This window comes from Methanoculleus sp., from assembly GCF_035363275.1.
Taxonomy (GTDB): domain Archaea; phylum Halobacteriota; class Methanomicrobia; order Methanomicrobiales; family Methanoculleaceae; genus Methanoculleus.
Window position 1 is genome coordinate 1 of the sequence record NZ_DAOSET010000037.1, and the last position, 22,393, is coordinate 22,393.

Genomic DNA, 22,393 nt, shown 5'->3' on the forward strand with positions numbered 1-22,393 from the left:
GTCGGTCGACCGCCAGACATCGTTCTGCCGGTCGCTGTCGTCACCCTCACCGCCCATGAGCACGATACTTCCGTCCGGCATCGCGACGGAGGTGTGGCCGAACCGCTCCGCCCACCCGGAACTTGCGTTCATGCATGTCCAGTTCCCGCCGCCATCGATCGATCGCCAGGTGTCGTTATACAATAAGTCGGAGAGTTCGTCGCCAGCGTCACCGCCCGTGAGCACGATGCTCCCGTCCGGCATCGCGACGCTGGTGTACCGCCATCTTCCCTCCCACCCGGAACTCACGTTCACGCGCGTCCAGTTCCCGCCGCCATCGTCCGATCGCCACGTGTCGTTCAGGTAGTTGCCGTCCCTGTCCCGCCCGCCCATGAGGACGATGCTTCCGTCGGGCAGCGCGACCGCCGTATGACCCGATCTTGGCGTCCACCCGGAACTTGCGTTCACCACCGTCCAGGTTGTGCCGTTATCGGTCGACTGAAAGGTGTCGTTAGAGGCGCCGGTATAGCCATCACCATAACCTCCCATGAGTACGATGCTTCCGTCCGGCATCGCGACGCTGGCGTGATGCCATCTCGACCACCCGGCATTATCGGTCTGTTCCGTCCACGTCCCGTTATACGTCTCGTCGCCGAAGAACCACGCCCACCCGGTCGGGCTGCCGGTCGAGGTGTCGGTGAACTGTACAGCCAGGGGCGCTGCCCCGGAGAGTGGCGCGCCGCTGAACGCCGCGTCAGGTGCGGCAGCGCTTACGGTGCCGATCAGCAGCAGGAGAGCCAGAATCGGCAAGCAAAACGTCGTTAAGGAAATAGCCGTTTTGAATTCAGACATTTTTGAATAAGTATTTTAACCCACCATAAGTGTTACGCTTTTACATCGGCTACCCTGCGGTCATTCTGATCAAACGCTCATTACCTGGATGGCAGTTTTCCGTAACGGCTCTCTTCTAAGGTTATTCTCCCAGCCGGGGTGTGGAGCCGGGTCGGCGCAGAGGTTACGCCGATACGGGCGGGTACCGTCTCCATGAGCGAACCTGAGCATGCTGTTGATCGGGATGGGGCCCGGTAATCTCGGGGAGATGCTCCGCGGTCGCGGACATAGCCCGTGGCAATTTCGTCTTAAAAAAAGGGGTTTTCTGTTCACCGCATCAATCATAGTCGCGGAAGAGCGCCGGGTTCTGCCGGTAACTCTACCTGCGCCTGACCAGGTAGCCTCCGGCGGCGAGCAGCAGGACGGCCACGAATGCAAGGGCAACTGTCCCGGCCGAGAATCCCGGCGCCGGTTTGCCGGCCGGAGCGGCCGTGGTCTCTGTCGCGGTGGGCTCTGCCGTCGCCGGCGGCGTTGTCGCTGTCGGGGTCGTTATGGCCTCACCGGCTTTCTCGACCCCGCTGATCGCAAAGAGGGAGAACCCGGGGGTCGTTGCCGTGAAGGTGACCGATGTCCCGGAGGTACCCTTGACCGTCGTCGGGAGCGCCTCCCACGCCGTGCCGTTGTAGTGGTAGAGCACGATATCTTCAGGGGTGAACCCGTGCTCATCCAGCCACGCGGCCGGGACGGTGAAGGTGATCGTCGCGCCGGTGATCGTCTCGAACCGGGCCGGCACCAGGTCGACGTACTGGTATGGGGTGCCCGGCGCAGGGGGGATCCCGGAGCCTGGAGAGGGCTGTTTCCAGCCGGTGACGACGAACGTCTTGAGCCCGGTGCCGGTGACGTTGACCTTGCTCACGGCGGAGTTCCCACCGACGTTATAGCCGCCGTCCGGCCCGGCCGTCGAGCCGCCGCCGCCACCGCCGCCGCTGTAGACCGGCCTGCTGGTCGGGGTTGCGGTTGGAGTCGGTGCGGCGGAGACCGTGATGTAGCCGGCCCGGGAGAGCATGTCGGTTCCGTCTGCGTTATCTACCGTCAGGTTGACGGTGTAGGTTCCGGCAGCGGCGTAGGTGTATGTGGCGTTCCTCTCCGCTGCGTCCGTGGTGTTGTGCCACGCGCCGTCGCCGAACGACCAGTTCCAGGCGGTGGGCGAACCGGTCGAGGTGTCGTTGAACAGTATGGCAAGCGGCGCGGTGCCGGAGGTCGTATTGGCGATGAAGTTTGCCACCGGCGGAACTGGTGCGGCGGAGACTGTGATGTAGTCGGTTCTGATGCTCGTGTCGCTCCCCACCGCATTGCTGGCCGTCAGGCTGACGGTGTAGGTTCCGGCGGCGGCGTAGGTGTGCGTGACGTTCCTCTCCGCCGCGTCCGTGGTGTTGTGCCACATGCCGTCGCCGAACGACCAGTTCCAAACGATCGGCGAACCGGCCGAAGTGTCATTGAACTGTACGGCGAGCGGCACGGTGCCGGAGGTCGGGGTGCCGGTGAAGTTTGCCGTCGGGGCGACCGGTGCGGCGGTGACGGTGATGTAACCGATCTGTCGCGTGGCGCTGTAGCCGTCGGCGTTGAACGCCTGCAGCGCTACCGGGTAGGTGCCAGGCTCGGTGTAGGTGTGCGTGGGGTTCCGGGCGTTTGATCCTGCGGTTTCAAGGCGCCAGACGTTGTTCGAGCTGCCAAACCCGCCCATGATTACGATGCTCCCGTCCGGCAGCACGACCGCCGTATGGAAGGCCCGTACCGGCCATTCGGCGTGCTCGGTCACCTGCGTCCATGTCGTGCCGTTGTCGGTCGATCGCCAGACGTCGTTCCTCGGGTTGTTGTCATACCCGCCCATGAGTACGATGCTTCCGTCCGGCATCGCGACGCTGGTGTGGCCCTGCCGGTTCGACCATTCGGCGTGCTCGGCCACCCGCGTCCAGGTTACGCCGTAATTGTCTGATCGCCAGACGTCGTTATCCCCGTTGCGGCCCATGAGTACGATGCTCCCGTCCGGCAGCACGACGCTGGAGTGGTCATATCTTGCCCCCCAGGGGGCATCGGGCAACTGCGTCCAGGTTGCACCGTAATTGTCTGACTGCCAGACGTCGTTCAAGCCGCTGCCGTCGCTGTTACTACCGCCCATGAGTATGATGCTCCCGTTCGGCATCACGACGCTGGTGTGGTCATATCTTGCCGTCCAGGGGGCATTGTTTATAACCCTCGTCCAGGTTGCACCGCCGTCGGTCGACTGGTGGACGTCGCGATACACATCGGGCCAAGAATCCTTCCCTCCCATGAGTATGATGCTTCCGTTCGGCATCACGACGCTGGTGTGACCTTGCCGCAACCCAAACGGGAAGGGACTGTTCGCAATCTTGTCCCACGTAGTGCCGTTATCAGCCGATCGCCAGACGTCGGCATTCCCGGAGCCGCTTATGAGGACGATGCTTCCGTTCGGCATCACGACGCTGGTGTGATCGTATGCCGACCACCCAGGGCTCCCGTTCGCCTCTGTCCACGTCCCGTTATACGTCTCGTCGCCGAAGAACCACGCCCACCCGTCCGGTGTGCCGCCGGCCGAGGCGTCGGTGAACTGTACAGTCAGGGGCGCTGCCCCGGAAGTCGTGCTGCTGTAGAACGCCGCTTCCGGTGCGGCGGCGCTTGCGGTGCCGACCAGCAGCAGGGCTGCAGCGACCAGGCACAGCGTCATCAATGGTATGCTTTTCGAAGGATTCCCTATATGCTATTAGAAGGAAGTAAGAATCTATATGCGTTCGGTTTTGTTACCGGAGATCTGGCCATATCCCCTTTAAATAGATCAAGATTATCGGGTTGTACCAGGCGTGCGATCCCTCTTTCACGCCGGGTCTGGATCGAAAAAGATGAGCGTTTTTCGTCTCTCACCGCACCAATGGTAGTCGCGGAAGAGCGCCGGGTTCTGCCTGTGCTGCCACCAACGTCGGACCAGGACTCGCGTTCGCTTCTGTCCACGGTTCGCTGTACGTCTCGTCGCCGAAGAACCACACCCGGCCGGTCGGCGAAGGTTACGGTCAGGGGGTGCTATGCTGAACGCTGCTTTCAGAGCAGCAGCGCTGCTAAGTGCCGACAGGCCATAGCGAGCCCGATCTTCTCCGCCGGGACCTTCATTGCGGTCATCGCTACTTCGCTCATCCGGGAGGGTATCCTCTTCCAGAACATGGGGGTTAACGCGTGGCTGGTGTCCCGGGCGCGACTAAAGAATGAGGTATAAATTCCCCAAGGGCGGTACATACATTACCGGGAGCGGATCGGGGATCGTGCCTGCCGGGGGTGCTGTCCTGGCCAGTTGGGTTCTCCCCGGGCCTGCTGATCCGCCCTGTACGGCAGCGTGGAAGGGTGAGTGTCCGGAGAGCATCATCACGGGTGGATGATCGTGAAACACAGCGGCAACCGACCTCAAGCCGGGATACCTGAGTTTGCAACCGATATGGGCGGATGCCGGGCCCTGCATGTGAGTGAGACCATGAGCGGACCGTTGAGGGTGTTGTTGATCGGAGGGAGATTCGGCGACGTCCGGCGTATCGGGGAGATGCTCGCCGGGTGTGGGCGGGAAGTCGCGCTGGCGCACTGCGAGCGTATCGAGGACGGGCCTGCCGCCGTATCGGGCGACGAGGTCGAGGTCGTCCTCCTCGATCTCGCGGACGGCCGGGGAGCGGGGATCGTCGGCCGCCTGCGGGAAGCGGCGCCGGAGACGCCGATCATCGTGCTCACCGCCGCGAACGACGACCCTGTCGTGTCCGATGCGATGGAACGCGGCGCGCAGGACTACCTGGTCAAAGGGAAGACGGACGCGGAACTCCTCTGCCGGGCCGTCAGGTATGCGCTGGAGCATCGAAGAGCCGCGCGTGCGCTCCGGCACTCGGAGGAGACCTACCGGAGGCTGGTCGAGAACCTCAACGAAGGCGTCGTCGCTGTCGACGAGGCCGGGATCATCACCTTTGCAAACCCGGCGATGGAAGAGATCCTCGGCCGTTCTGCCGGGGGCCTTGCCGGGCTCTCCATCGCCGGGTTCATCGATACCGGCAGCCATGGCGGGGAAGGCGGGAGCCCGTTCTGCCGCCGGACCGACCAGAGACAGGAGTTCGAGACGGACTTCCTCGCCGCCGGCGGCGGGCGGGTCCACGCGCTCGTGGTCACGTCGCCGCTCGTCGACGCGGACGGCGCCTTCTCCGGCTGCCTTGCAGGTGTTCTCGACATCACCGACCGCAAAAATGCCGAGGAGGCACTCAGGCAGAGCGAGCAGAAGTACCGGCTCGTCGTCGAGAGTCTCAGCGAAGGGATATGGGTGCTCGACCCGGACGCCTGCACATCGTTTGTCAACCCCCGGATGGCAGAGATGCTCGGCTACGCCCCGGAGGAGATGATCGGGAGGTCCATCCACTCGTTCATCCCGGCCGCGCACACTGCAACAATGGAGGACCGCCTGAGATTCCGGAGAGACGGCGCCCGGGAGGAGTACGAGTGCGAGTTCATCACCCGGGAGGGCGGCCGCATCACCGGGTTGATGATTGCCTGCCCGTTCAGCGACGATGCCGGTGAGTTTCAGGGTTCGATTGCCGGCGTGATGGATATCACCGAACGGAAGCGGGCGGAAGAGGATATCCGCACCCGGAACCAGCAGCTGACAGTCTTGAACCAGATCATCAGCGTCTCGGCCGCCTCCCTCTCCCTTGCGGAGCTCCTGGAGGAGTCGCTTGAGAAGACGCTGGAACTGATGGGACTGCATGTCGGGATCGTCTACATGCTCGACGCCGAGCGGAAACGAGCCCTGCTCCAGCACCAGAGTGGAATGCCTCAATCGTGTATGCCCAAAAACCGCATCATCAAGGTCCACCACTGGCCGTTCAACTTCATATTCATCGCCGGTCAGCCTCGCTACATCGAGCGGCATTCGGACCTCAACTCCATCGAGGCGAGCATTCTTGAAGAACTCGAGGTCTCGGCGCTCGCGTGCGTCCCCCTCATCGCCGAATCGGTCGTTGTCGGGGCGGTCTATGCCGGCAGCGCGGAGAAGGATTCTTTCTCCCGTGAGGAGAAGACGCTTCTAGAGACGATCGGTAAAGAGATCGGGTCGGGCATCCTCAAAGGGATGCTGCACAAGAAACTCGAGGCGGCGAACCGGGAGGCGAACCTCTACCTCGACATCATGACCCATGACATCAAGAACGCCGAGAACGTATCGAGCCTTTATGCAGATCTCCTCATCGAGATGCTGGGAGGAGATGCCGCGCTGTACGCGAAGAAGATCCGGAACAGCGTCCGCAAAAGCGCCGAGATCATCGGGAATGTCACGACGATCCGGCGTATCCACCATGATACGCCCGAGCTCGGCCCGGTCGACCTCGATGCCGTCATCCGGGAGGAGGTCGCCGCCTCCCCGGATATTGCGATCGAGGTCGGGGTCAGCCGCCGCCAGGTCTGGGGAGACGAACTCCTCTCTGAAGTCTTCGCCAACATCATCCGCAACGCCGTCAAGTTCGGCGGTCCGCGAGTCCGGATCACGGTCAAGGTGGAGGAGTATGACGACGAGAACGTGCTCGTTTCGATCGAGGATACCGGCCCCGGCGTTCCGGACGGGATGAAGGAGTCAATCTTCCACCGCTTCGAGCGGGGATGGGTCGAGGGGTGCGGCGACGGGCTCGGGCTTTTCATTGTCCGCACCCTCATCGAGCGCTACGGCGGCACGATCCGGGTGGAGGACCGGGTGGAGGGGCGGCCGGACCTCGGTGCGGCGTTCAGGTTCACCCTCCGCGAGTACCTCCCCTCCGGGGACGACGAAGACGACGAGTATCCGGACGGGGAGGTGTGCGAATGAGGTTCCCGCTCCCTCCTGGAGCACCCTCGGTTGCCGGTCAGGGCCGTGGCTGACGTTTTTTCACAGTAGCAAAAGGTTTAAGAGGACAGGATTCGCTATGTAGCCTTGTGGCATCCGTATACGCCCGTGCAATCCAGTTCCTTGCGGCGGTAGGCGTCTGCCTGCTTGCAGCGGCGGTCGGTTCGCTCTTCACGATGCCGGCCATCCCTACCTGGTATGCCGGACTCGTAAAACCCGCCCTGAACCCCCCCGCATGGGTCTTCGGCCCTGTCTGGACGGTGCTCTACATCCTGATGGGCGTCGCGCTCTACCTCGTCTGGATCAGGGGGTGGGACCGTAAGGATGTCAAGGTCGCGATGGCGATCTTCGGCGTCCAGCTGGTCTTGAACGTCCTCTGGTCATACCTCTTCTTCGGCCTGCAGGCACCGTTCTTCGCTCTCATCGAGATCGTCCTCCTCTGGCTTGCGATCCTCATGACGATCGGCGCCTTCTACCGGGTATCGGTACCGGCGGCAGTGCTGCTCGTGCCCTATCTCCTCTGGGTGACCTTCGCGACCTATCTCACCTACGGGGTCTACGTCCTCAACCCATAGGGGTGGTCTGCACCCCATCTTTTAGGCACAGTGCATCCGGCCCTTGAGCCCCGCGCGAGACCTCGCCGCATTGAAGAATAGCAGCGAAGGTTCACGCAATATGGTGTCTGTATGGATAGCGGTTGTCTGTTTCGCGCTCTTTCCGAGGGGATGGTCTCCCCGCCGCCGACATTGAGAGAGCGTCAGTGCTTTTCGATCTGCCGCCAGACGTGGGCGAACCGCTGGAGGGCAGTGTAATGCCCGAGGATGCCGAAGATGACGAGGAGCCAGCCGAGGTAGTTCAGGCCGTAAATCTCTCCCGGGATCAGGATCGTGAGCACCCCGGCGATGATGATCAGCACCAGGCGATCCGCCCGGCCGAGGATGCCCCCGTAGAACCTGCCGACCCCGACGGCCTGCGCCTGAGTGCCGAGGTAGGAAGACATCAGGACCCCGGTCAGGGCAAAGACGCCAATCGGCCAGGACGCGGCGCCGCCGGCAAAGATGCCGGTGATGATGAATATGTCTGCGTAACGGTCGATGACGTGGTCCAGGAAGTCCCCGCGGCGGCCGGCGATCCCGAGGTCCCGGGCGAGCGCCCCGTCGAGTGCGTCGAAGACGGCGTTGAGTGCGACCATGACAACCCCGAGCACGACCCCCCCGGCGTAAAAAGCGATGCCCGCAAGCGCCGACACGAAGAACGACGCGAGAGAGAGGCCATTCGGGGTGACCCCGATCTTTCTCATCAGGTTCACCACGGGCTGAATGATGCCCTGTACTTGCGGCCGGAACTGGTCGAGCGTCATCTTCCCGTCCCCAGGTAGCAGGTCCAGTCGATTGCCCCATAGGACGGCGGCAGTTCTCCCCGAATGAACCGTTCGATCCGGTTCGCGCATTCGGCGACGCCAAGATCGGTTGTGTCCACCTCGATGACATGCTCGTCCGGGTGCTCTTCGAGCGTCTCGATCAGGATGACGTCGAGCGCCTCCGCCTCGACGTTCTCCGCGACCTTCTCTGAGGGGTAGTTCCGCGGGCCGAGGCGCGTAGCGAGGACGTCCGGGCGGCACCGGAGCACCACCACCCTGTCGCAGGGGAGGAGGTGGGCGAGGTGCCCCTCGACGATGCCGTCAACGGGCTCAAACTCCTCGACCCACCGGTCGACGTCCACCACCATTGTTTCGCGGCAGCGGTCCTCCTCGATGATGTAGGGGCGCACCGTATCCGTCAGGCGGACGACCCGGTGCCCCCGCCGCTCAAGTTCGGCCGCGACGGCCGTCTTTCCGGTTCCCGGCGTACCGGTGATCCCGATCATCATATGCTCTTAATCGCCTCGAGGAATCCCTCGTTCTCCCAGTCTTCGCCGATACTGACCCGGACGTAGCGGTCGCCGAGTCCCGGGAAACTGGTGCAGGACCGCACCAGGACACCCTTTGCCGCGAGGCGTTCCGTCGCCTCGTTGCCCGTGTGGGGTGCAACGTCGATCATGACGAAGTTCGCGTCCGAGGGGAATACCGGATACGGCACCTCGCCGATGAACCGCCGTCGCCACGCCCGGACATGGTCGCGGGTCTCACGGACCCGCTCAGGGTCCGAGAGCGCTCCGACCGCCGCCGCCGCCGAGACCGAGTTCAGGGCAAACGGTGTCGCCGCCCTGTTGTAGAACGGCTCGAACCACTCCGGAACGAATGCGTAGCCGACCCTGAACCCGGCGAGAGAGAAGATCTTTGACATCGTCCTCCCGAGGATCAGGTTCTCGTGCCGCCGCATCAACGTTCGGTAGTCGATATCGGAGAAATCGACGTAGGCGTTGTCGAGGAAGAGGAGCCCTTCCATCCCGTCGAGGATCTCCTCAACCGTCTCCGGCGTGACCGAGTTCCCGGTGGGGTTGTTCGGGGAGCAGAGGAAGGCGAGTTTCGCTCCCCGGCATGCCTCGACGAACGCTTCCGTATCGACCGAGAAGTCTTCCCTCCGGGGGACGTTCACGATCCGCCCGCCGTGCGCCGCGGCCGCGAGAGCGTAGAAGGAGAAGGTCGGGGTCGAGACGGCCACCGTCTCGCCGGGTTCGACGACCGTCCGGATCACCGTCTCGATGACCCCGTCCATCCCGGCGCCGGTGACGAACCGGTAATCGCCGTGGTAGCGGCGGAGGGCCTCGACGAGCGCGAGGTTCTGCGCGTCCGGGTAGCGGTTCCCTTCCCGGAGAGCCGCCTCCGCCGCCTCGAGTGCGGCGGGCGCCGGCGGGCGGGGGTTCTCGTTGCTCGCAAGCCGGGCGACCCGGTCGATGCCGTACTCGCGCGCGACGTCCTCCGCCTTCTTCGCGTAGGAGTATCCCGCCGCGCCTGCGTAGCACGCCCTAACGAAGCGCCGCATTGATGACACCGACAGCCGCGTCGATCTCCTCGTCCGTGATCACCAGCGGTGGGATCAGTCGGAGATTGCCGTCGGCGGCGCAGTTGACGAGCACCCCGTTCTCCGCGCAGGTCTGCTGCACGGCCGGGCACCGGTCGCCGACCGAGACCCCGATCATCAGGCCGCGGCCCCGCGGGTTGTGAGCGGAAAGACCCTTCATGAACCGCTCGCCCTTCCGTGCGACGTCGGGGAGGACCTCCTCGATGACCCCGATCGTCGCGAGCGCCGCAGCGCAGGCGAGCGGCCCGCCGGCAAACGTGCTCCCGTGCTCGCTCTTGCCGAACTCGAGTCCCTCGCGGGCGACGAGCGCGCCGATCGGAAAGCCGCTTGCAAGCCCTTTTGCGAGCGTGACGATGTCTGGGACAACACCGGTGTGCTGGATGGCAAGCCACTTGCCCGTCCGGCCCATACCGGTCTGGACCTCGTCGACGATCATCAGCGCACCGGCATCGTCGCAGATATCCCGGATGCCGTGGAGGAAACTGTCGGGCGGGATCAGGACGCCCGCTTCGCCCTGGATCGGCTCGACGAAAACCCCGGCCGTATCCTTATCGACGGCCGCCGCGAGCGCGTCGAGGTCGCCGTAGTCGACGAAGGTGCAGGCGGGCTCGAGCGGCTCAAACGGCTCCCGGATCGCTGGCTTGTGGGTGACGGCGAGCGACCCGCAGGTTCGCCCGTGGAACCCGTGGGTGAACGCGACGAACTTCTTCCTCCCCGTCCTGACACGGGCGAGTTTGATCGCGCCCTCATTCGCCTCCGCGCCGGAGTTCGAGAGGAACGCTCTGGAGAGCCCCGTGATCGCGACGAGTCTCTCCGCAAGTTCCGCCTGGTTCGGGACGTAGTAGAGGTTCGAGCAGTGGATCAGCCGCTTTGTCTGGTCGCAGATCGCCTCCACCACCTTCGGGTGGCAGTGGCCGGTGCTGCAGACCGCGATCCCGGCCACACAGTCGATGTACTCCCGTCCCTGGTCGTCCCAGACGCTTGAGCCCGCGCCGCGGACGATCTTCATCGTCCGGGAAAAAGCGGGCATGTAGTAGCGTGCATCAAGCACCCTTGAATCTTCTTCCATGATCACGTCGCGGGTATCAATCACCCGTGATTTCTGTTGCATCTTCTCACTCACTCATACTCGATCGTCGCCGGGGGTTTGGGGGTGACGTCGTAGACCACCCGGGAAACCCCGGGGATCTCGGCGGTGATCCGGGTTGCCATCTGCGAGAGGGTCTCGTAGGGCAGGAGCAGCGGGTCGGCGGTCATGCCGTCCCGCGACTGGACTGCCCGGACAGCGACGATCCAGCCGTGGAGCCGGACATCGCCCTTCACCCCGGTCCCGAGGCCGATGAGCGCCGCAAAGCACTGCCAGGGGTGGAACTTCTCCACCAGGCACTCCTCGACGATGGCGTTCGCCTCGCGGACGATCGCGATCTTCTCTCTCGTCACCTCACCGAGCACCCTGACGGCAAGCCCCGGCCCGGGGAAGGGCATCCTGTGCTGGATCTCTGCCGGGAGCCCGAGCCCGCCGGCCACGTCGCGGACCTCGTCCTTGTAGAGGTCGGCAAGCGGCTCGATGACGCCTTTAAACTCGATATCGAGGGGCATGCCGCCGACGTTGTGGTGGCTCTTGATGCCCCCTTCGCTCTCGATGCGGTCGGGGTAGATGGTTCCCTGCAGGAGCATCGTCGCTCCCGTCCGCTTCGCCTCGCGCTCGAAGATACGGATGAACTTCTCGCCGATCGCTTTGCGCTTCTCCTCGGGATCGGTGATGCCTTCGAGCGCGCGGAAGAACTCATCGCTTGCGTCCACAACGAGGAGGCCCACGTCGGCGAAGAGGGACCGTATCCGTTCGGTCTCCCCCTTTCGCATGAGACCGGTATCCACGTAGATCGGGATGAGGGCATCCCCTATGGCGCGGGCGGCGAGCGCCGCGCAGACCGAGGAGTCCACGCCGCCGGAGAGCGCCATCACGACCTTCTCAACACCTGCAGCCTGCTGTATCTTCCGGACTGCCTCGTCGATAAATCTCTCAACGTTTACCATTCTGTCACCTCACCTGGTCCTGGGAAGAGGATTTATTCTTTTTGCATGCTGCTACAAAGCCGATGTAGGGCGGAGAGGGGTTTGTCGGACGTGATTTGAACTCAGGATGGAACTGCGTGGCAAGGTAGAAGGGGTGGTCCTGGAGTTCGCAGACCTCCATCCGGGGTCCGCAGGAACCCGAGAAGACGAGGCCGGCGTCTCCGAGGTCGCCGATGAACGCCGGGTTCACCTCGTAGCGGTGGCGGTGCCGCTCCACGATCTCCGTCCTGCCGTAGAGGGCGGCCACCCTTGTCCCTTCCTTGAGACGAACGTCGCAGTCCCCGAGGCGCATCGTGCCGCCGAGGTCGGCGACGCCCTCCTGTTCGGGCAGGATGGCTATGACGTGCGTTCCCGCCCCCATCTCCTCGCTCGTGGCATCAGTGATGCCGAGAACGTGCCGCGCATACTCTATCACCGAGAGCTGGAAGCCGAGGCAGAGGCCGAGGTAAGGAATCCTGTTCTCGCGGGCATACTGGATCGCCCTGATCTTGCCCTCGATCCCGCGCTGGCCGAATCCTCCCGGGATCAGGATGCCATCGACGTCGGCAAGATCACGAAGGTCGAAGGTCTCCGCATCCAGCCAGCGTATGTTCACCTCGGTGGAGAGTGCTCTTCCGGCGTGCTTGAGCGACTCCTTGATGGAGATATAGACGTCTTCGATCCCATACTTGCTGACGATGGCGATCGTCGCCCGGCTCGTGTACTCCTGCGAGACAAGCCGGTACCACGCGGGATCCGGTTCCCGGTTATCGAGGGCCAGGTAGTTGCAGACGACGTCCGCAAGCCCTTCTTTCTCCAGTTCCACCGGGATCTGGTAGATGTCGGGGACGTCCTTTGCGGATACCACGGCTTTTACCGGGACGTCGGTGAAGGCGGATATCTTGTTCTTCGTCTGCGGGGTGATCACCTCGCGGCTCCGCGCCACGATGATGTCGGGCTGCAGCCCGAGTTCCCGGAGCGCCTTAACCGAGTGCTGCGTGGGTTTGGTCTTGAAATCCCCCATGGTGTCCATCGGGACCAGGGTGACATGGACCAGGATCATGTCCTCCGGCGCGAGTTCGCCGTGCATCTGTCGGACCGCTTCGAGAAACGGCATACTCTCGATGTCGCCGACCGTGCCGCCGACCTCCACCATGCAGATCTCGGCCTTCCTGTTGCCGTTGACCTCCTCCGCCGCCGCCCGGCGGATGCAGTGCCGGATCTCGTCGGTGATGTGAGGGATAATCTGGACGGTCGCGCCGAGGAAATCCCCGCGCCGCTCTTTCTCGATGACGTTCCGGTAGACTTTCCCTGTCGTGATGTTGTGGATCGACTTGAGGCTGATATTCAGGAACCGTTCGTAGTTGCCGAGGTCCAGGTCGACTTCCCCACCGTCGGAGAGGACGAAGACCTCACCGTGCTGGGCAGGGTTCATGGTGCCGGCGTCGATGTTGAGGTACGGGTCGATCTTGACCGCCGTCACCTCATAGCCGCGATTTTTCAAGAGGCGGCCGATGGATGCGGTGGTGATGCCCTTTCCGAGCCCGCTCATGACGCCGCCGGTTACAACGATGTACTTCAAACTCTTCTTCCCCTCTGATTGTTCCGGAATCTCTATCTTATTATGTGATCTCCGGTATTGAGAATGTATTGTTCCGACATCTCTCGGGAAATCCCTGCCGGCACAACCAGGGGTTTTCCGGCCGTCCCTCGTGGCGCTATCTGCCTATGACTGCATACGACGTCGATGTCCGGGTAAGGAGCGTACCGTCCACCGCGTTCCGGACTTCCCCGTCTGCAAACGCCACCCGGCGGCCTTTGCGGATGACCCGCCCTGTAGCGGCGATCGTCCCGGCGTTCACGCCTTTGATGAAACTGGTGTGCTCGTCGATCGTGGCGATCCGCTCGCCTTCGTCAAGGAGCGTGTAAAGCGCAAGTGCGATCGCCTCGTCTGCGAGCGCCACGTAGACCCCCCCCTGGAGCCACCCGGCGCCGTTCAGCATATCCGGCCGGACCTCCATCGTGAGGCGGGCGCGCCCGTCGCCGAACTCGTTCACTTCTATCCCCATCATTGTGAAGAAGGGATTTGCCTCCCTCCCGATCCGTTTCAGTTCCTCTATGTAGCCCACGCGACCACACTCATCCCGGGTGAGGGTTTGAAGCCGGTCGGGATAAGGTTTGCGCAGATCATGCTCCGTGCAGGTTTCTCCCGCCCGGCAGGCCGCTCCCCCGGGAGGCGGCGTTCAGGTCTCACCTCCGGAGGGTGCGACTGTGCCTGAGGGCGTCGTACACCGCGTAGAATCCCAGGATCACTGCAAGGATGTAGCCCACGGTTGCGAGGATCGAGACGTAGCCCGGGATCGGGAGTTCGGCAACCCGGAGGATCAGCGACGAGCCCACGACGATTGCAGCGACCACCAGCCCGATGATGATCTTGTCGCTTATCCGGTCGATGACGCCGACGATCACATTGAGGTCGCGGTTATCGAGTTCGATCGTGACGGTGCCCTCCGAGAGGGTCTTTAAAGTATCGTTCACGTTACCCGGGATGGCAAGCAGGTTCTCCGCCGCGCCCACCAGGGACCGCACCGCACCCGTCACGTTATCCGGGGAGAGCCGCTGCTGTGCAGCGATATCCGTCAGGTACGGCCGGATCTGCTGGTCGAAGTTGAACGACGGGTCGAGCCGGGTGCCGATGTCCAGCACCATAACGATCACCTTCATCATGAGCATCAGCGTTGACGGCACCCTGATGCGGTACCGGCGAAGGGTGTCGGTCAGGCCCCGGATTGCAACCGCGAAGTTCACCCGTTCGAGTTTCATCTCGCGGTAATCCAGCAGGACCACGTAGAGGTCGTTTTTCAAGGCATCGAGGTTCGCCGGAGTGATCGCCACGTCGAGCCTCTTGAGCGCCGTGATCACGCCGTCGACGTCCGTCCTGGTCATGGCGAGGAGGAGATCGACGAAGACGCGCCGTCTCTCCGGGCGGAGAACGCCGACGATACCGTAGTCGAGAAAGACGATCTCGCCCTGGCACGTCACCAGGAGATTGCCCGGGTGCGGGTCCCCGTGAAAGAAACCGTCGACGAAGATCTGCTGAACGTAGGCATGGAATCCACGCTCGGCGACCTCTTCGGGGAAGAGGCCCAGAGCCCGGATGGCCGTTATATCGTCGATCCGCACCCCTTCGACGTAGTCCATGGCGAGCAGGCAGGGGCCGGATATCTGCCAGTGGATGCGGGGGACTGTTACGCACGGGACGTCGCGCATGTTCCGTTTGAGGCGCTCCGCGTTCAACCCGTCCTGGGTGAAATCCAGTTCGCGCCGAATCTGGGCCGAGAACTCGTCCACCATTCCCTGCAGGTTGTATACCCGGAGATCCGGGAAGAGCGACTCCACCCGCGGAACGAACGACTGCAGGATACGGAGATCGGTCTCGATCAGGTCGTGGATCCCCGGGCGCTGCACCTTCAGGGCGAGGATGCGGCCGTCGTTCGTCACCGCGCGGTGCACCTGCGAGAGGGAGGCTGCCGCAACCGGCTCTTCTTCGATGATGGCGAAACACTCCTCGAGGTTGGGACAGTATTTCATGATCATCGGCCGGATCTCGGCATACGGGACCGGGGGGACCTGGTCCTGCAACCTCTGCAACTCCTCGATAAGTTCGGGCGGGAGGAGTTCCCGGCGGGTGCTCATGATCTGGCCGAACTTTACGTAGGTGGGCCCCAGTTCCTCGATGGCAAGGCGGATACGCTTGTAGACCGATCGTTTCTCATCCGGAGCTTTGTGGAGTAGCCCCAACCGCTTGCCCCCGGGTATGACCTCCTCGACAAGGATCCCGAAACCATACTTGACAAGTACGTCCGCTATCTGCCGGTAGCGCTGGAACCGGGTGACCATCGGGGGTGCATCAGCCCTCCTTCTACTTAAGGGATGGGGCCGGATCATCCCCGGGAGGGAGACCGGTTCCGCGAGAGGAATTTCCAGGGGTAGGGGACGGCGAGGAAGAGGGGGATGGCGAGGGCGATCGCGAGCGGGATCGTCATGAGGCCGAGCGTGAGCGTGGTCATGTCGGCGATCCACCCGGTGGCCGCGACCCCCATCCCGCCGACGCCGACCGCGAGGCCGAGCATCAGGCCGGAGACGAGCCCGACGTTGCCGGGGGCTATCTCGTGCGCCATCGCGACGGTGACGGCGAAGGTCGACCAGAGGATGAACCCGAAGACCATCAGCGCGGCGAGCGAGACGACGCCCCCCGTGGTGAGGAAGACGATGAACGGCGGGACGGCGGTGACAAGCCCGACGATCGTGTACTCCTTGCGGCCGTAGCGGTCGGAGAGCTCGCCCCCGACCACCTGCCCCACGACCCCGGCGATGAGCATGCCGGATACCAGCAGGTTCGCGGTCACAAGGTCAATCCCCCGCAGGGTGAGGATGGTGGGGAGGTAGGCGACCGAGCCGAAGATCGCCCATGCCCGGAGGCCCGATGCCGCGACCAGGAGGGCGATCGCCCGGTAGGCGGGCCGCTCCGTCCGGGCGGCGGTCAAGGGGACCTTGAGGCGTTCGGGGGGAGGGAGGATACGCCGGAGGACCACAGCCATCACGATGCCGGGGATGGCGAGGAAGACGAGGCCCGGAAGGCCCATGAGCCCGACGGCGACCCCGGCACAGATAGGGCCGATGGCGTAGCCGAGGTTGCCGCCGATGACGAAGTAGGAGGTGAGCCGCCCCCGGTTCGCGTCCTTGACCAGGCGGCTGACGGTGCCGAGCGCGCTCGGGTGGAAGAAGGCGTGCCCGAGCGCCGCGATGGCGACGGACGCGAGGACAAGCGCGTAACTGTCGAAGAGGCCGACGATGGAGATGAAGATCGCGCTCAGGAGCACGCTCGTGCTGATATGGAAGGCGAACCCGCGGGTATCGAAGACCCAGCCGACGAGGGGCTGCACCATCGACGACGTAAGGTTGTAGACCGTGACGATCAGCCCGGCGAGGAAGAACGAGTAGCCCTGGTCGGCGATGAGGAGCGGGAGGATCGCGGGAAGAACCGGCGAGTAGAGGTCGGTCACCAGGTGGGCCGCGGAGAGCCCCCAGACCGGTTTTGTATTATCAGTCACGGATGTCAGATCCGCCGTAAATGTATGACCTCAACCATGATATCCACTCGCTCTCTGCGGTGGTGGGCGAACGTCCGCTTCATCGGGAACGCGCACCGGATCACCTCCTCGATTGCCGCACGGCCTTCGGTGTAGGCGGCGACGAACGGGGTCGAGCCCTCGTTGAAGATCCCGTAGACCTCGCCCGCGATCTCGAGCGCGAGGTCGATGAACGGCCGGTCGGCGTGGGCCTTCTGCGCCCCGAAGGGCGGGTTCATCACGACGGTGTCGCAGGAGAGAGCCGCCCGGTCGAAGTCCGGACTCCGGACGTCGGCGACGATGAACTCGACGGCGACGCCGAACTTCTCCGCGTTCTTCCGGGCGACGGTTATCGCGGCCGGGTCGATATCCACCCCCGTCACGGCGGAGGCGCCGAGGAGGGCGGCGCCGCAGGCGAGGATCCCGGTCCCGCAACCGAGGTCGCAGACCCGGCGGTCCTCGATCGCCCCCTGCATCGCGGCGTGGTGGAGGAGGCGGGCCGCCACCGGCGCCGGGGTCTGGTACTGTTCCAGTCGGGCCGTCGGCCGCTCGAACCCCTCAAGGCGTTCGAGTTGCATCTCCAGTTGCCGGAGGTTCATGGTGCGAGGTACTCGTCGATGGTATAGTCGTCCCAGGCCCGGACCCCGCAGAGGATCTCGAACTCCGGCGGCGTCAGCACCGGGACCGGGAACCGGATCTGGTCGTCGTAGGCGAGCCGCGGGCAGGCGGTGTTCACGTAGGCCGCAAACCCGAGGTCGAGCATCTCGGCGGGGGAGACCTCCCGCATCGCGACCAGGACGGCTTTATCGGAGAGAGCGGCGAGCCGCCGGGCAAGGTCCATCCGCCGCTGCCCGCTCTTCGTGCTGAGGATGATCCCGATGTTCGCGGCCCCCTCTGCTTTCGCCATCACCGCGGCGCGGCGGCGGACCAGGCGGTCGGCGTCCACCTCCTCTACCTCGCGGGTGTAGGGGTCGAGCGCCACGACCCGTGCATGGGTGGCGAGGCGGATGCCGATCGGGTGAAAAACCCCTGTCCCCACGAAGAGGACCTCATCCGCTCCCGTCGCCCGTGCGGCGGCGAAGTTGCAGCCGAGCACCTGCCCCGCAAGCGGCGTGCGCCCGTCCCCCGGGGCGACGACCGCCTCGATACCGTGGTCGCGGAGATAGGCCGCCATCGCGCCGATGAGGTGGACGTGCTGGACCGTCGTGACGAGGCCGACCCGGCGGGCGTGGAGGAGCGGGAGGGCCGCCTCGAGGACCCCGACGTCGAAGTCGAACCGGACGGGCTCGTAGATGACGGTCGGCCGGTCCTCGACCGGCGCGTGGCCGAAGTGTACCAGGACGTCCGCGAACGCAAGGGCGTCGAGCGCGAGGTCGCAGCCCCCGTAGCAGGGGTCACCGCTGACGATCACCTCAAACCCCTCGCGGCGCAGGGCGGCGGCCGTCGCCGGCGCCTGGCGTGCAAGCCCTGCGGGGAACTGGAGGGCGACTGAGTGCGCCCCGCGAGCGTGGAGCCTCTCGACGATATCAGCAACTGGTATCAACGACACGCACCCGGTCTTCATCGACCTCGATCTTGACCAGGGTCTTGAGCGGCCGGCAGATCTCCGCATCGCCCCGCCCGATGACCACGCAGATATCGGCGATCTCGGCGCCGGCGTATTCGATAGCGCCGATCAGGGCACGCATGGTCCCGCCGGTGCTGCAGACGTCGTCGATGATGATGACACGGTCGCCCGCCTCGATACCGTTCAGGTAGAGTTCTCCCTTCGAGTAGCCCGTCGTCTGGTGGACCGCGACCTCCCCGGGAAGGCCGTAGGGGCGCTTCCTGACGACCACGAGCGGGATATCGGTCATCATCGAGAGGGCGACGCCGATGTGGATGCCCATCGCCTCGCAGACGACGATCTTGTCGACTCCTTTGAGGTCGAGGCAGCGCACCATGGCGCACCCGATCTCGCGGAGGAGCGCGGGCTCAAGGAGCGGCACCCCGTCGGTGATCGGGTGGATGAAGTAGTTGTATTCTCCCCGCTTCATGACCGGGGAGGCTTCCAGGGACTGGATCAGCAGTTCAAGCATGGGTATCACTCATGTCGTTTAAGAACGCCTCGATGACGTCGCGGGTGACGTGAGGCATGCAGACGATCCGCATATGCCCGGCTCGGGTTCTCGAGACCCGCCAGCCGGCAGGCGGGCGGTCGCAGGAGAACGTCGCCACGTTGACGTCCGGGGTCACCGCCCGTGGGCAGCCGAACGTCTCCATCCCCTCGATGAGCCTCCGGGTGTTCTCCATGCACCCGGCGACCACCGCCCGCATCCCGTCCATCCCCAGGTACTCGAGGACCGCGAAAGCGGCCGCCACCGACGCCCCCGGCCGGGTGCCGGCGAGGGTGCACTCCCGCTTCACCGTCAGGTAGGGCGTCTCGACGTTGAGGGACGAGAAGTAGTCCGGGTCCCGGACGAGGAGACACCCTGCCGGTATCGTGCTCATCCCCATCTTGTGAGGGTCGACGGAGATGGAGTCGACGCCGGAGAGCCGGAAGTCGAACGGGATCGGCCGATCGAGGAACGGGACGACCATCCCGCCGAATGCGGCGTCGATATGGAGGAAGACGTCCCGTTCCTCGGCCAGATCAGAGAGGCGGGCGACGGGGTCGACCATCCCGTACTCGGTTGTCCCGACGATGCCGACGAGGCAGACAGTATTCCGGTCGACAAGACCGTCGAGCGCCTCCGCGTCTATCCGGAAGTCTGCGTCGAGCGATGCCGTCCGCATCTCGATCCCCAGGATGTCGCAGGCCTTCTGGAACGAGAAGTGAGCCGACGCCGGGACCACGACGTTCGGGAACTGCACCGGCTTTAACTTCTTTGCAATCCGGAAGGCCTGGATGTTCGACTCCGTCCCGCCGGAGGTGGCGTAGCCGCCTGCACCGGGATGGTGCATCAGCGCACCCAGCCGCTCGACGAGCAACCCCTCAAGCGCAGCCGTCCCCGGGAAGAGTCCCGGGTCGCCGAGGTTGGTCTCGAGGAACATGGCATGCGCCCGTGCCGCGACCGGGTGGGGCGACGTGCACATCGAACTTAAGATGTTCCGGTACCCGAGGTCCTCCCGTCGTTTCGACGAGAGGAAGGAGAAGAGATCTTCCTCAGGGCATCCCACTTCACGCATTTCGTCTCGCCGCATCCAGAAGTATCTGCCGCTCTTTTCGCGCTACGGCCTCACGGATGCGCGGGACTGCATCGATGTTGGCGGAGACGCTGGTGATGCCGTGCCCGACCAGCCAGGCCACCATCGCGGGGTCGGAACCGGCCTGACCGCAGATGGAGCACTCGACGCCGTGCTCGCGGCAGGCGTTGATCGCGTAATCGATCAGCCGGAGAACGGCAGGGTGCTCGGGCTCGTACATATCGGCGACATGCTCGTTGTTCCGGTCGATGGCGAGCGTGTACTGGATGAGATCGTTCGTCCCGAACGAGGCGAACCGGATCCCGGCCTTGATAAAGTCCTCGACCAGGATGGCACTGCTCGGGATCTCGATCATGATGCCGAGGGTCGCCGTCTCCACATCGACCCCCCAGTCTTTCATCATGCTCCGTGCCTTGATGAACTCGCTCGGGTGGTTGACCATCGGGAACATCACGCCGAGGTTGTCGTAGCCCGCGGCCCAGAGCCGCTTGAAGGCCTCGACCTGGAGGCGGAACTGGTCGGGGCTCCGGAGGTCCCGGCGGATCCCGCGCCAGCCGAGCATCGGGTTGTGCTCGATCGGCTCGTTTTCGCCGCCCTCCATGTTCCGGAACTCGTCGGTCGGGGCGTCGAGCGTCCGGACCCAGACGGGCTTACCCGGGAACGCGTCGAGCACCGTCTTGATGCCGGTGTAGAGTTCGCCGATGAACACCTCCTCCTCGCCATGTTCGATGTACCAGCTGGGAGTCCTGGAGAGGCCAAGGATGAGGTGCTCGATCCGGAGAAGGCCGACCCCGTCCGCACCGGTCGCGGCGGCCCGCTGTGCGGCTTCGGGGAGGGAGACGTTCACCTTGACGAGCGTGCCGGTGATCACCGGGGCGGGCGCTGCGACTGCCGCGACGGCTGCCGGTGCCGCCGCGGGTGCCGTGACCGCTCCCTCGTAGATGGTGCCCTTCTCCCCGTCGACGGTGATGATCTGCCCGTCTTTCAAGACCTTCGTCGCCTTCTTGGTCCCGACGACCGCGGGGGTCCCGAGTTCCCGGCTCACGATGGCCGCGTGGCAGGTCATGCCGCCTTCGTCGGTGATGATGGCGCTGACCCGCCGCATCGCCGGCACCATGTCGGGGTTGGTCATCTTCGTGACCATGATGTCGCCGTCCTTGACGGCGCTCGTGTCCTTGACGTCCCGCACGATCACGACCCGGCCGCTTGCGATGCCGGGGGAGGCGCCCTGGCCTTCCAGCAGCACCACGCCGAGGGCGCCTTTCTGCTGTCCTGTACCCTGTGCACCGGCACGGGGGATCTCCGGCCGCTTGATCGTCGTGATCGGCCGGGATTGGAGGATGAAGACGTCGCTTCCGACGATTGCCCACTCGATATCCTGCGGGATGCCGTAGTGGTCCTCCGCGATCTTTCCGAGCATCGCAAGGCGCGCCACTTCGGCATCGTTGAGGACCGGGGCGACTCGCTGCTCGGCGGAGAGCTCGACGATCTTTGTTCCGTGCTTACCCTCCGGAACGATCATGATCTCCTTTTCGGCGATCAGGCTGTCGACCACCCGCTCGGAGCGCAGGTCAAAGACGTAGTTGTCGGGGGAGACACTCCCTGAGACGACGGCTTCCCCGAGCCCCCAGGAGCCCTCGACGATCGTTAGGGACTCGCCGGTGACGGGATGAGAGGTGAACATGACACCGGATTTCTCCGACCGGATGAGTTCCTGGACGACGACGGCGATGTTCACGCTCCGGTCGTCGAACCCCTGCTTCGCCCGGTAATAAATGGCACGCGCGCCATACAGCGAGGCCCAGCACCGTTGGACGGCATCAAGGAGGGCATCGTCACCGAGAATATTGAGGAACGTCTCCTGCTGGCCGGCGAAACTCGCCTCCGGCAGGTCTTCGGCGGTGGCGCTCGAGCGGACGGCGACGACCGTTCCGTTCGCCCCCATCCGGGTGTATGCGTCGGTAATCTCCTGCCTGATCTGATCGGGTATCTCGACGCTCAGGACGAGGTCCTGAACCTCTTTTGAGACGGATTCCAGTGCTCCGTTGTCGTCGACGTCGAGGCGCTCCAGTTTGCGGAAGAGGGTATCTTCTATCCTGGTTTCAACGAGGAACTTGCGGAATGCCTGGGCGGTCACCACAAACGCCTTCGGCACAGGAAGGCCGATAGCGGTCATCTCGCCCAAAGACGCTCCTTTTCCCCCTACGGATATGATATCTTCTTTCTTTATTTCTTCGAGCCACAATACGTTGGGCATTTCCTTCATGCTCGCACCACACATATACTTCTCACCATTACATAAAAGATTTCGGAGGAAAAAGCATCAATACATATGATGT

General features: G+C 64.1%; 18 protein-coding genes. 2 read left to right on the forward strand and 16 right to left on the reverse strand.

Features of this window, described 5'->3' with window-relative positions; all coding sequences use genetic code 11:
- Both PLN84_RS09050 and PLN84_RS09055 read right to left on the reverse strand, forming a co-directional pair.
- A partial coding sequence (locus PLN84_RS09050; protein WP_348532016.1) for a kelch repeat-containing protein occupies positions 1-789 on the reverse strand: 789 nt, incomplete at its 3' end.
- A gap of 400 nt (positions 790-1,189) precedes the next feature.
- The gene (locus PLN84_RS09055; RefSeq protein ID WP_292386563.1) at positions 1,190-3,556 is read right to left on the reverse strand and encodes a PKD domain-containing protein; all 2,367 of its coding nucleotides are present in this window, start codon (positions 3,554-3,556) and stop codon (positions 1,190-1,192) included.
- A 792-nt stretch (positions 3,557-4,348) separates the two neighbouring features.
- Here PLN84_RS09055 and PLN84_RS09060 point away from each other — a divergent pair.
- Complete coding sequence (locus PLN84_RS09060) at positions 4,349-6,700, forward strand: PAS domain S-box protein (protein WP_292386564.1); 2,352 nt, start codon at positions 4,349-4,351, stop codon at positions 6,698-6,700.
- Positions 6,701-6,807: 107 nt separating this feature from the next.
- Positions 6,808-7,293: a TspO/MBR family protein gene (locus PLN84_RS09065; protein WP_292386565.1), complete on the forward strand. Its 486-nt coding sequence runs from the start codon at positions 6,808-6,810 to the stop codon at positions 7,291-7,293.
- 182 nt (positions 7,294-7,475) lie between these two features.
- On the opposite strand, the gene PLN84_RS09070 is transcribed toward PLN84_RS09065, so the two are convergent.
- The 14 genes from PLN84_RS09070 to ppsA all read right to left on the reverse strand — a co-directional run bounded on the left by PLN84_RS09070 (position 7,476) and on the right by ppsA (position 22,320).
- On the reverse strand, positions 7,476-8,078 hold the full coding sequence (locus PLN84_RS09070; protein ID WP_292386567.1) for a CDP-alcohol phosphatidyltransferase family protein: 603 nt from the start codon (positions 8,076-8,078) through the stop codon (positions 7,476-7,478).
- The gene (locus PLN84_RS09075) at positions 8,075-8,587 is read right to left on the reverse strand and encodes an adenylate kinase family protein (RefSeq protein WP_292386568.1); all 513 of its coding nucleotides are present in this window, start codon (positions 8,585-8,587) and stop codon (positions 8,075-8,077) included. The genes PLN84_RS09070 and PLN84_RS09075 overlap by 4 nt, the downstream gene beginning before the upstream one ends.
- Positions 8,584-9,642, reverse strand: coding sequence for a histidinol-phosphate transaminase (hisC, locus tag PLN84_RS09080; RefSeq protein WP_292386569.1), 1,059 nt, complete (start codon positions 9,640-9,642; stop codon positions 8,584-8,586). The genes PLN84_RS09075 and hisC overlap by 4 nt, the downstream gene beginning before the upstream one ends.
- Complete coding sequence (locus tag PLN84_RS09085; protein WP_292386666.1) at positions 9,626-10,750, reverse strand: acetylornithine transaminase; 1,125 nt, start codon at positions 10,748-10,750, stop codon at positions 9,626-9,628. Before PLN84_RS09085 ends, hisC begins: the two co-directional genes overlap by 17 nt.
- Positions 10,751-10,800: 50 nt before the next feature.
- Complete coding sequence (gene guaA / locus PLN84_RS09090) at positions 10,801-11,718, reverse strand: glutamine-hydrolyzing GMP synthase (RefSeq protein WP_292386570.1); 918 nt, start codon at positions 11,716-11,718, stop codon at positions 10,801-10,803.
- 4 nt (positions 11,719-11,722) lie between these two features.
- Positions 11,723-13,318, reverse strand: coding sequence for a CTP synthase (locus tag PLN84_RS09095; RefSeq protein WP_292386571.1), 1,596 nt, complete (start codon positions 13,316-13,318; stop codon positions 11,723-11,725).
- A 136-nt stretch (positions 13,319-13,454) separates the two neighbouring features.
- The gene (locus PLN84_RS09100; RefSeq protein WP_292386572.1) at positions 13,455-13,865 is read right to left on the reverse strand and encodes a PaaI family thioesterase; all 411 of its coding nucleotides are present in this window, start codon (positions 13,863-13,865) and stop codon (positions 13,455-13,457) included.
- Positions 13,866-13,986: 121 nt separating this feature from the next.
- Positions 13,987-15,636: an AarF/ABC1/UbiB kinase family protein gene (locus PLN84_RS09105; RefSeq protein ID WP_292386573.1), complete on the reverse strand. Its 1,650-nt coding sequence runs from the start codon at positions 15,634-15,636 to the stop codon at positions 13,987-13,989.
- A 44-nt stretch (positions 15,637-15,680) separates the two neighbouring features.
- Positions 15,681-16,850: an MFS transporter gene (locus tag PLN84_RS09110; protein WP_292386574.1), complete on the reverse strand. Its 1,170-nt coding sequence runs from the start codon at positions 16,848-16,850 to the stop codon at positions 15,681-15,683.
- A gap of 5 nt (positions 16,851-16,855) precedes the next feature.
- Entirely contained in the window at positions 16,856-17,467 is a 612-nt protein-coding gene (locus PLN84_RS09115; protein WP_292386575.1) for an METTL5 family protein, read from the reverse strand.
- A complete protein-coding gene (gene dph2, locus PLN84_RS09120; protein WP_292386576.1) occupies positions 17,464-18,417 on the reverse strand; it encodes a diphthamide biosynthesis enzyme Dph2 in 954 nt (317 codons plus the stop codon). Before dph2 ends, PLN84_RS09115 begins: the two co-directional genes overlap by 4 nt.
- Positions 18,395-18,946: a hypoxanthine/guanine phosphoribosyltransferase gene (hpt, locus tag PLN84_RS09125; protein ID WP_292386577.1), complete on the reverse strand. Its 552-nt coding sequence runs from the start codon at positions 18,944-18,946 to the stop codon at positions 18,395-18,397. Before hpt ends, dph2 begins: the two co-directional genes overlap by 23 nt.
- Complete coding sequence (gene mfnA / locus PLN84_RS09130; protein ID WP_292386579.1) at positions 18,939-20,036, reverse strand: tyrosine decarboxylase MfnA; 1,098 nt, start codon at positions 20,034-20,036, stop codon at positions 18,939-18,941. Before mfnA ends, hpt begins: the two co-directional genes overlap by 8 nt.
- Entirely contained in the window at positions 20,029-22,320 is a 2,292-nt protein-coding gene (gene ppsA / locus PLN84_RS09135; protein WP_292386580.1) for a phosphoenolpyruvate synthase, read from the reverse strand. Before ppsA ends, mfnA begins: the two co-directional genes overlap by 8 nt.
- Positions 22,321-22,393: the final 73 nt, after the last annotated feature.